Origin of the sequence: uncultured Citricoccus sp. (assembly GCF_937871995.1) — a bacterium.
Classification (GTDB): Bacteria; Actinomycetota; Actinomycetes; order Actinomycetales; family Micrococcaceae; genus Citricoccus.
Window position 1 is genome coordinate 44,978 of sequence record NZ_CALMQR010000008.1, and the last position, 10,695, is coordinate 55,672.

Here is a 10,695-nt window from a genome sequence, read left to right on the forward strand (position 1 = left end):
AATATCGAACCTAGCGGACATCTTCATCGACGCCGCACCCGAACCGGTGTGACCTTCGTTCCGGGGCCGCGGCCGGGACACCTCCCCTAGGGGGTGGGGGCCGCGAGTTCGTCGTCGATGTACCCCGGGCGGCTGGCACGGAATCCGGCGATGGCCATGGCCACGGTCCCGGCGACCAGGGCCAGCAGGATGGCCGACCACTGGCCGGTGATGTCGTAGACGATGCCGACCAGCAGCGGGCCGGCGGCGGCCACGAAGTACCCGAACGGCTGGACGAACCCGGACAGCCGGGCCGTGACCAGCGCGGTCCGGCTGCGGGCGGCGATCAGTGCCAGGGCGGTGGGGAAGCAGAACCCGCCCAGGCCCAGCAACAGCGCCCACAGCAGGGGCATCAGGTCCGCGGCGACGTACAGCCCGAGGTACCCGGTGGCCGAGAGGACCGAGAACAGGACGGGGAACAGGGTCAGGTTGTGCACCCGGCTGATGAGGAACGGCATGACCAGGCCGCCCACGATGTTCAGCGCGCCGATCAGCGCCAGGGCGACGGCTCCCACAGAGGCCGGGGCCCCGCTGTCGAGGTAGATCTGCGGCAGCCAGCCCATCTGCACGTAGGCGTTCATCGACTGCAGGCCGAAGAACGCCATGAGGAACACCGCCGTCGGGGCCTTCCACAATGAGCCGCCCGGTTCGGCCCCGCTCATGCTGACCGACGGGAAGTCGAAGCCGGTGCGCGCCGAGACGATCACCCACACGACCACCTGCACGGCCGCGAACGAGGCCCAGACGAACAGGGCCCACCGCCAGGCGTCCTCGCCGTGGAAGAACAGGGCGCTCAGCGGGCCGACGGCGCCTGAGACCCCCAGCACCCCGGTGTACACCGTCATCAGCGCCACCGTGCGGTGCCGCCCGTGGTTCTTGATCCAGGCCGGCAGGAGCACGTTGGCCAGGGCGATGCCCGCCACCACGAACGCGGTGAGGACGATGAACACCCAGATCTGCCCCACCCAGGGGCGCACCGCCAGGCCGATCAGCGTGAGGACCATGCCGGCCGTCAGCGCGGTGCTCAATCCCAGCCGTCGCGCCAGCGGAACGGCGGCCAGGCCCATCAGTGCGAAGAACAGCCCCGGGATGGCCGTCACCACTCCGGCCAGCCAGCCGGCCGCGTCGAAGGCGTCCAGGACATCGCCGAGGACGGGCCCCAGGGAGGCGATACCGGCGCGCAGGTTGATGGCCGCCACGAACACGGCGATCACGGCCAGCAGGACCGGGACGGTTCCCAGGGTTCGCCGCGACTGAGTGTCACCGGCCGGAGCCACACCGTCCGCTGCGCGAGCAGCACCCTGCCGGTCACGGGGAGCGAGGAATCGCACAGCGCCTTCTTTCATCGATCAGCAGGTCACGGGCCGCCCGGACGCATGCGGGCGGAGTCTACTCCCCATGATGCCCACGGCCGGGGACGAGATCCCGCCCCTCACGGGGAGCCGCCCCCTGGGCGCAGCACGCGAAGAGGGCTCGAGCCTGACGAAGGACGCCCGGCAGAGACCGATCTCACCACCTCTCGTCATCGCCCCTCGTCACGATTGTGACGGCGGTCACATGATGGGCTAAGCTGGTGCATCATGAACGGGAACGATGTCACGCGTGCGCTCCATGAGCTGTTCGAGACTCAGGTGATCAATCACGGGGACTACAGCGTGGTCTACGCGGAGTCCTGCACCCCCGGCACGGCCCTGGTGATCGGTTATCGCCACACGCCCCTGGAACTCGTGCTCGTCCCGGTCGAGTTGACGCGCCCGCCGCAGGCCGGTGGCGACGCGCCCCGCGTGACGGCCCGTGCGGCCGGCCCGGTCTCCAGCATCGACCTGTCGAACGTGGCCACCCTGGCGGACACCGGCACCGGGTACCGCGTGGAGACCGTCACCGGCTTCCGCGCCGGCTTCGAGGTCGAGGACACCGCGCACATTTCCCTCAGCGCTTCCACCGGCGTGGTCGAAGACGACGCGTTGATGCTGCTGCAGGACCAGGAGGCCGAGGACTTCCACGAGTTCATGACCCACTTCATGGACATCCTGGACGGGTTCTACCAGGTGCCCGAGGCCCCCGAGTTCCTCGAGGACGCCTCCGCGCACTCCCTCGCCGCCTGACGGCCCCGGGAGCCCTCAGCCATTCCCGCCGCACCCCGCCGCCCCCAGGGCGCGGGGACCCCCCTCGACGGCGTCATCCCGCTCGACGAGTCCCACCAGCCACTCAGTGGACAGCCGCGACCGCGGCACATTCCCAGGAGGACCCGCCGTCCGCCAGGCGCGCCCGCCCGCCCCATGGCGTCATGTGATTGACCACCTCGGTGACCACTGATACTTTCCTGTGACGTGGATCACTGACCGAACGGTCAGTCAGCCACGCGATCGCAGGGGGCCCGCATCCGGGCCGAGGGGGCCCGGCATCCACCAGCTGCCGGGAGCGCGATCACCCGCTATAGGCACTCGAGTGAGGTACTCACGCATGAACAACGTCAAGCGCACCGCTGGTGTGGCGCTCACCCTGACCCTGTCCCTGGCCGCGCTCGCGCCGGCCGCGGCCACCACCGGGACCGGCACCGGCACCGCCGCTGGCCTTGTGGCCTCGGCCGCCACCGCGGGCGAGGTCCAGAAACCGTCCGAGGACGTCACCATCAAGCGGGACCAGTACGGTGTCCCCCACGTCTACGCGGACACCACCTTCGACGTGTTCTACGGCTACGGATACGTGGTGGCCCAGGACCGGTTGTTCCAGATGGAGATGGCCCGCCGGGCCGTTCTCGGCACCTCGGCCGAGGTGCTGGGACCGGACTACGTGGAGATCGACCGCCGCACCCGCGCCACCTTCGATCCGGCCGCCATCCGCGCCCAGCTCGAGGACCTGCCGAAGGAGCACCTGGACGTGCTGGCCGGTTACGCCGAGGGCATGAACCGGCACCTGCGCCAGATCGAGGCGGACCCCGGCACCCTGCTGCCCAAGCAGTTCTCGGACCACGGTTTCACCCCGCAGGAGTGGACCGCGTACGACGTCGCGATGATCTGGATCGGCACCATGGCCAACCGGTTCTCCGACTCGACCGGTGAGGTCGCCAACCTGCAGACCCTGCAGTCCCTGGTCGACGAGCACGGCGAGGAGAAGGGCCGGGAGCTGTTCGACCAGATCCTGTGGACCGAGGACCCCACCGCACCCACCACCCAGCCGCGCAAGGACACCCGGGCGCCGAAGCACCTGCCCGGCGGGCAGGAACGCGAGGAGGCTGCGCGGGCGAGCGCGACGGCGTCGGGCCTGTCCCCCATCGACACGGACCTGAGCGACGACGGCGTGGAACGCATGCGCGCCAACGGCGGAGGTTCGGCCCCCGGTGACCGGCCGGAGGCCTCGAACCTGTGGATCACCGGGGAGAAGAAGACCCGGGGCGGCGGCTCCACGCTGGTCAACGGCCCGCAGTTCGGCTGGTTCAACCCCTCCTACGTGTACGGCATCGGCCTGCACGGCGCGGGATACGACGTCACCGGCAACACCCCCTTCGCCTACCCGGCGGTCATCTTCGGCACCAACAGGAAGACCTCGTGGGGTGCCACGGCCGGGCCACTGGACGTCAACGACGTCTACCAGGAACAGCTGAACCCCGAGGACCCCACGCAGTACCGGTACCAGGGTCAGTGGCGGCAGATGGAACAGCGGCAGGAGACCATCGAGGTCAAGGACGGCGAGCCGGTGACCCACACCGTCTACTCGACCGTGCACGGCACCGTGACGAGCATCGACACGGAGAACAACACGGCGTACGCGAAGAAGCGGTCCTGGACCGGTACCGAGGTGCAGTCGCTCATGGCGTGGGTGGACGTCACCAAGGCCCGAGACTGGGACGATTTCCTGGACGAGGCCCAGAAGATGGGCATCAGCATCAACTGGTACTACGCGGACCGCCGGGGCAACATCGGCTACGTCTCCCCCGGCAGGATGCCGAAGCGCCCCGAAGGTCAGGATGCCCGGGTGCCCGCCACCGGTGACGGCTCGATGGAGTGGGAGGGCATCCGGGACTTCTCGGAGAACCCGCAGACCTACAACCCCAAGCAGGGGTACATCGCCAACTGGAACAACCAGGCCGGCCCGGGTGCCGTGGGTGACAGTGGCAACTGGTCTCCCGTGGACCGGGTCCAGGAGATCATCGCCGAGCTCGAGTCCCAGCGGAGATTCACGCCCGAGGAGTCCTGGGACATCATCGAGACCACCAGCTTCGCGGACCTGAACATCCGCTACCTGCGCCCCTCCCTGGAGAAGGCCGCGAAGACGTACCACCCGCGCAGCCAGGAGCGCGAGCTGATCGACCTGGTCCTGGACTGGGACGGCCAGGCCAGGGACGACGACGGCGACGGCCTCTACGACGATCCGCAGCCGGCGATCATGCGCGCCTGGCTGCCGCGGCTCTTCGAGGAGGTCCTGGCCGACGACCTGCCCGAGGATGTCTATCGGCAGTACGCCCAGAACATCTATCCCGAGGCGGGCGTCGCCCGGCCGGCCAACGGCACCAAGCTGGTCTACAACGCCCTGCTGGGGCGTAAGGCCGGCGTGGAGCAGCACGTGGACCTGCTGGACGGCGAGGACGGCCCGAGCGTGCTGGCCGCCACCTACCTGGAGGCGATCGACCAGCTCGAGGCCGAGCACGGGAGCGATCCGGCGGACTGGGAGGCGCCCATGGCCCAGCACACGTTCAGTCACAAGAACTTCATCGGCGTGGACCAGGCCGGTGAGGACGAACGGTTCACGGCACTGAATTACATGAACCGCGGCACGGAGAACAACATGGTGCACCTGGACGGGCGCGACGCCGAGATGTGCACCGTGGCCCCTCCGGGCCAGAGCGGGTTCATCGCCCCGGACGGCACCCGGGACGAGCACTACAGCGACCAGCTGGAGATGTACGGGGACTTCGAGTGCAAGGACGAGCACCTGACCCGCCGGTCGGTGGACCGGGCCGCGGAGTCCACGACCGTGCTGACCGACGACGGGGAGGTCATCGAGTCCGCACGCTGAGCGGGGTCAGGTCCCGCCCGGAGCCCGCGCCCCCGAGCCGGGCGCTATCGGGCGGGACCGCCGGCCGGCTGCGCCGCGCACCGAGGGCTGCGCCGTCCGATCCAGGCCAGCGCCGCATCCACGGCCATGGCGAACCCGTCCAGCTTGCGTGTCTCGGTGTCACGGCTCGCCACGGGGCCCGTCAGCCGGGTGAACTCCGGTGCGACGTTCTGCCAGAGCGGAACCGGTGACGAGGCGTCCAGGGCGGACCCCAGCACGATGACGTCGAGCATGGTGGCCGCCGCCATCCACTCGTCCTCCGGCAGCCCCGCCTCCTCGAGCAGGGCGAACAGGACCTCGTAGATGGCCTGCGTCGGCCGGTCGTCCACCGGCTGGCCCACCACGACCGGGAGCAGCCAGGGCGCCCCGGCCGTGGCCTGCCGATAGGCGTGGGCCCAGCCGCGCAGGCGCTGCTCCCACGGCATCCCATGGTCTGACAGGGACTCGAGGTCGATCCCCGCGTACAGCTCGGCGCGCATCAGGTCCACGATCTCGTCCCGGCCGCCGGGGATGTGGTGGTAGAGGGAGGAGGGGTGCACCTTGAGCTCCGCGGCCAGGGCCGGGATCGTGAACTCCCGCCCGCGGCGCAGCATGTCCAGGGCGGTCCGGACGATGCGCTCGCGGGACAGGATCTTCTGCAGGGGGCGCGCCATGACAGGAGTATGGCACTCAGCCGCGCGGGCCCGGGCCGGCGCGGTGGGGCCGCCGGCGGTCACTCATGGAGCACCACCGTCCGGCCGCGAGCGCCGGCACGCATGTCCTCGAACGCCTCGTTCACCTCGTCGAGGGGCCGGCGCCGGGTGATCAGCTGGTCGATCGGCAACCGTCCCGACCGGTACAACCGGGCCAGCAGGGGGAAGTCCCGGGCGGGGACGGTGCTCCCGTAATTGGAGCCCAGCAGGCGTTGGCCGTTCTCGGCGAAGGCCAGCAGGTCCAGGGCCACCGGTCGGTCCTGGGGCGGCAGCCCGACGACCACCGCGGTTCCGCCGCGGGTGAGGAAGGGAGGCATCTGCTGGATGGTCTCCACCCGGCCGATGGCCTCGAACGCGTAGTCCGCTCCGCCGTCGGTGAGCTCCTTGATCTCCCGGGCGACGTCCTCGGTGGTCCTGCCGGAGGAGTTGATGGCGTGGGTGGCCCCGAACCCCTGGGCCAGCTCGAGGGACGCGTCGTTGACGTCGACGGCGATGATCGGCTCGGCGCCGGCCAGTCTCAGTCCCATGACGATGCACAGGCCCACCCCTCCACTGCCGATGACCACGGCCGAGCGGCCCGGCTTGACCTCGGCGTCGTTCACGACGGCGCCCACGCCGGTGGCGACCGAGCAGCCGATGAGTGCGGCGACGTCGAAGGGGACGTCCGCGGGGATCCGCACCGCGGCCTGCACCGGCACGACCGCGTACTCGGCCATGGAGCCGACGGCGAGGTAGGGGTAGACGGCCTGGCCGTCCATGGACAGCGGGGTCGTGCCGTCGGGCAGGAGGCATTCCTCCGAGCGCGACCCCGTGCAGACCCAGGACCGTCCCTCACGGCACGCGGAGCAGGACAGGCAGGGGTAGAACCAGGTGAGGACCACGTGATCACCCGCCTGCAGCTCCGTCACGCCGGGGCCCACGGACTCCACGACGCCGGCACCCTCGTGGCCCATGATGGTGGGCGAGGGAAGCGTCCAGTCGCCGTCCAGCACGTGCCGGTCCGAACCGCAGACCCCGGAGGCCCGCAGCCGCACGCGGACCTGTCCCGGCCCGGGGACGGCGACCTCCACCTGGTGCAGCGTCATCTCCTGCCCGGACCCTGCGTGCACCGCCGCGCGAGCCGTCAGCGTGTCGATCGTGGTGGTCATGCGCGGCCTTCCTTCGCCTGCGTGGGTGCGGTGGATGTGGTGCCAGTCGTGACCGGCACCGGCACGGGCTCGGGGCTGAGCCGGCGGCCGCGGTGGATGAGGGCTGTGGCCAGCAGGTAGACGACGGCCGCCACCAGCGCCGCCGGGAAGGAGGCGGTGATCACCGAGAAGACTGGCTGCGTGTCCAGGGTGATCGGGTTGTAGAGCCACAGGTAGAACGCGGCCCCGGCCACCAGCCCGAGCATGCCGGCCCCGTTCACCCCACCGGGGTAGGCGTACAGCTGACCGTGCTGGGCCAGGTGCAGCTCGCGCAGGTCCATGCGCTGGCGGCGCAGGAAGAAGTAGTCCGCCACGGCCACGCCGCACACGGCCGTCAGGAAGGCTCCGGAGACGGACACGAAGACCATGAACTGCTCGTACATGAACTGGGGGAAGAAGGACAGGATCGCCGGGAGGACGAAGAACGACGCCGTCAGCACGGTCCAGGGGATGCGCGCCAGGAGCCGGCCGGAGGACTGGCGGATGGCGAGGATCGTGGAGTAGATGATCGAGGACATCGAGGTGATATTCGCGAAGGCGATGAAGACGAGCACCGCGACGCCGAGAACGGGCCCGCCGAAGGGAACCATCCACAGGGTCGGGTCCGAGTCGCCCAGCGTCAGAGCGGCGCCCATGCCCACCATCTGGGCGATGAGGGTCGCCACCAGTAGTCCGCCGTACGCCGGCCACACGGCGGCCTTGCGGGAGACGGTCATCCGGGCCAGTGATCCCATGACGGGGTACCAGGAGACCCCCACGCCCACGTTGAACTCGACGGCCACCATGAAGTTCAGGGTCGCGTCGTCGAAGGGCGCCAGCGGGGCCGCGTCCAGCAACGCGCCCCACGAGGTGTTGACCACCAGGAACCCGAACATGACCACGGTGATCACGGCCAGGCCGGGGGCGATCCACTTGTTGAACTTCCCGATCGTCACGGGACCGCGGGACAGCACGAACCAGGCCAGGAGGATGGCCAGGAGCGCACCGACCACCACGGCCGGACCGTACTGGTCGAGCTCGACCCCGCTGACGGTGGAGGCCACCTGCGAGGCGGCCCGGCCGGCCATGATGGCCAGCAGCGCGGACCAGCCCATCTCCGTGACGAGGATGACGGTGAAGACGAGGATGCCCACCCCCACCACGCCAAAGGCGCCCCGGAGCAGCGTGTACTGCTCACTGCCGTAGCGCTGCGAGGCGACCACGGAGGCCAGCACCATGAAGCACAGGCCGATGGCGTTGCCGATGATCATGGCGGCCACCCCCTGCTGGAAGCCGACCAGCAGTGCGGTGGATCCGCCCACGAGGAAGGCCCAGGTGGCGATGGCCAGCGCGGTGTTCACCCACGTGAAGTCCCAGCCGGACCAGGTCCGCTCGTGCTTCAGCAGGGGGAAGGTGCCGTAGGAGGACTCCCGGTCCAGTTCCTGCTCCGCCGATTCCCTATGGTGACGGGTCGCGCGCGCCTCGCCCGCCTCACCCGTCTCGCTCACGCGATCACCACCAGCAGGCCGAGGAGGCAGATGGCCACGGTCGTCAGGACGTACCCCGTCAGCTCCCGTGCGGACAGGGGCCGGCGCGAGTCCTCGCCGGTGGCCTCCTCGTGGGCCACGGCGGCCATCCTGCGTTCGAGTTCGTCCGCCACGTGGGCGGGCATCCCGACGTCGGTCAGCTCCGCCGTGGCGGTGAGGCGTGGGGGCGCCCAGGCGAGGGCGTCCTCCCGGTGGGGGAATTCGTGGCGGCGGGAGTTCATGGCAGCTCCTGGGGGCCGGGGCTTGGATTATCCAATGGCATTTGGTTATGAAAGTGTTAGCGCTCACACTGGAGGTGTCAAGAGCCAGCGCGGGCCGGGGTCCGCGTCCGTCCAGGGAGGTCCGAGATGTCGCAACGTCAGATGAGGGTGGGCATCGTCCAGGCCGCGGCCGGTCCCGGCGAGGTGGACCGGAACCTCGCGGTCCTGGAGCGCTGGGTCGGTGAGGCCGCCGCGCAGGGCGCGGACGTGGTGGTCACTCCCGAGCTGTTCGCCACCGGATACGACCCCGCCACGGCGTGGACCCACGATGCCGAGCAGATCCGGGGCCGCCTGGTCCGGGTCGCCAGCCGGGCGGGCGTCGGGCTCGTCGCCTCCACGGTGGACACCGCCGGGGGCCGGTCCCACATCTCCGCCTCCTTCTTCGATCCCGACGACGGTGAGATCGGCCGGGTGCGCAAGCGCCACCTCTACGGGGCGACCGAGCGGCAGTACTTCGCCCCGGGTGATGACTACGGCCTGCCGGTGGACTGGCGCGGGCTCCGCTGGGGGCTGGGGATCTGCTACGACGTCGAGTTCCCCGAGTTCGCCCGGGCGCAGGCGCGGCACGGCGTCCAGGTCCTGCTGGTGCCCACCGCGGTCCCGGTCCTCGACGACCCCGGTCCGCTTCCGTTAGACGGTGAGGCCCCGGCTCCGGAGGACCGGTACTCGGCGACGCTCACGTCCACCCTCCAGGTCCCCTCGCGGGCGCTGGAGAACGGTCTCTACATCGCCTACGCGAACCACGCCGGTGAGGGGTTCACCGGCTACTCGTGCATCGCCACGCCGGCCGGCCGCCATGCCGTGCTGATGGACGCCTCGACCGAGGGGGTGGCCGTCGCCCCGGTGCGGGCCGCCATGGTCGAGCACGCCCGCGGGCTCAACACCTATCTCGAGGACCTCGGCCGCTGATGGGGGTGCCGGACCGCTGACACGGAAGACCCGCCCCGCACCGCGGCCCGGCGTGGTTCACTGTCCCCATCGGGATCGAGCCCCCCAGATCGACCCCCAGATCGACCCCCAGGAGGACCTGCATGTCACAGGAGGGAATCCACCGCGCCGGCGGTGCGCTGTTCCGCGGCCCGGGCCAGGACGGCCTGCTGCACCGGGCGTTCCTGCGCGGTGAGGGGTTCAGCGCCGAGGACGTGCGCCGCTCCCCCGTGATCGGCATCGCCACCACTGCCAGCGAACTCAACCCCTGCAACGCGGGACTGTCGTCGCTGGCCGAGGAGGTCAAGGCCGGGGTCCGGGCGGCCGGCGGGCTGCCCCTGGAGTTCCCCACCATCTCGATCTCCGAGCCGTTCTCCCGGCCCTCGAGCATGTACCTGCGCAACCTGCTGTCCATGGACGTCGAGGAGATGGTGCGCGCCTCCCCCATCGACGGCGTCGTCCTGCTCGGCGGGTGCGACAAGACCATTCCCGCCCAGATCATGGGCGCCCTCAGCGCCGGTCTGCCCGCCCTGGTCGTCGCGGCGGGCCCGCGCCCCGTGTCCTGCTTCCAGGACAATCCCGAGTTCACCGTGGACGACGTCTGGCCCCTGTGCGAACAGCGCCGGGTGGGCGCGCTCGACGACGGCGCCTGGGAGAGACTCGAGGGCTCGGTCAACGTGGGTGTGGGGACCTGCAACGTGATGGGCACGGCGACCACGATGGCGGCGGTCGCCGAGGTGCTCGGCTTCGCCCTGCCGGGGTCGACCCTGCCGGCGGCGGTGAGCCAGGCCCGCCGCGCGGTGGCGCGGGACACCGGGGAGGCGATCGTGGCCGCCGTCGGGCGCGGGGAGGTGCCCGGTGAGCTGGTGACGCTGCAGTCCCTGGAGAACGCGTTCCGGGCGATCACGGCGATGGGCGGGTCCACCAATGCGGTGATCCACCTGGAGGCGATCGCCGGGCGGGCCGGGCTGCGGATCGGGCAGGAGCGGCTGGACGAGTGGTCGCGCAC

9 protein-coding genes are annotated in these 10,695 nt (G+C 70.6%); 4 read left to right on the forward strand and 5 right to left on the reverse strand.

All coding sequences use genetic code 11. From position 1 onward, the window contains the following. Window positions 1-86 precede the first annotated feature (86 nt). Window positions 87-1,370 (reverse strand): MFS transporter, encoded by a 1,284-nt coding sequence (locus Q0283_RS00590; protein ID WP_298041943.1) that lies wholly within the window; start codon window positions 1,368-1,370, stop codon window positions 87-89. A 249-nt stretch (window positions 1,371-1,619) separates the two neighbouring features. Here Q0283_RS00590 and Q0283_RS00595 point away from each other — a divergent pair, with 249 nt between their 5' ends. Both Q0283_RS00595 and Q0283_RS00600 read left to right on the forward strand, forming a co-directional pair. After that, window positions 1,620-2,144, forward strand: a complete 525-nt coding sequence (locus tag Q0283_RS00595; RefSeq protein WP_298041944.1) for a hypothetical protein — start codon at window positions 1,620-1,622, stop codon at window positions 2,142-2,144. A 358-nt stretch (window positions 2,145-2,502) separates the two neighbouring features. After that, window positions 2,503-5,055 carry a penicillin acylase family protein gene (locus tag Q0283_RS00600; protein ID WP_298041946.1) on the forward strand — a complete coding sequence of 851 codons (2,553 nt, stop codon included), beginning with the start codon at window positions 2,503-2,505 and terminating at the stop codon, window positions 5,053-5,055. A gap of 44 nt (window positions 5,056-5,099) precedes the next feature. Here Q0283_RS00600 and Q0283_RS00605 read toward each other — a convergent pair whose 3' ends face one another. The 4 genes from Q0283_RS00605 to Q0283_RS00620 are packed head-to-tail and all read right to left on the reverse strand — an operon-like array spanning window position 5,100 to window position 8,720. After that, window positions 5,100-5,747 (reverse strand): TetR/AcrR family transcriptional regulator C-terminal domain-containing protein, encoded by a 648-nt coding sequence (locus Q0283_RS00605; protein ID WP_298041947.1) that lies wholly within the window; start codon window positions 5,745-5,747, stop codon window positions 5,100-5,102. A 59-nt stretch (window positions 5,748-5,806) separates the two neighbouring features. Continuing rightward, window positions 5,807-6,934, reverse strand: coding sequence for a Zn-dependent alcohol dehydrogenase (locus tag Q0283_RS00610; RefSeq protein ID WP_298041948.1), 1,128 nt, complete (start codon window positions 6,932-6,934; stop codon window positions 5,807-5,809). After that, complete coding sequence (locus tag Q0283_RS00615) at window positions 6,931-8,460, reverse strand: cytosine permease (RefSeq protein WP_298041949.1); 1,530 nt, start codon at window positions 8,458-8,460, stop codon at window positions 6,931-6,933. Before Q0283_RS00615 ends, Q0283_RS00610 begins: the two co-directional genes overlap by 4 nt. Continuing rightward, window positions 8,457-8,720: a hypothetical protein gene (locus tag Q0283_RS00620; RefSeq protein ID WP_183528744.1), complete on the reverse strand. Its 264-nt coding sequence runs from the start codon at window positions 8,718-8,720 to the stop codon at window positions 8,457-8,459. Before Q0283_RS00620 ends, Q0283_RS00615 begins: the two co-directional genes overlap by 4 nt. 126 nt (window positions 8,721-8,846) lie before the next feature. Between Q0283_RS00620 and Q0283_RS00625 the strand changes: the two genes are divergently transcribed. Beyond that, the gene (locus Q0283_RS00625; RefSeq protein WP_183528746.1) at window positions 8,847-9,668 is read left to right on the forward strand and encodes a nitrilase-related carbon-nitrogen hydrolase; all 822 of its coding nucleotides are present in this window, start codon (window positions 8,847-8,849) and stop codon (window positions 9,666-9,668) included. 122 nt (window positions 9,669-9,790) lie between these two features. After that, the coding region (locus Q0283_RS00630) for a dihydroxy-acid dehydratase (protein ID WP_298041950.1) at window positions 9,791-10,695 on the forward strand (905 nt) is incomplete at its 3' end.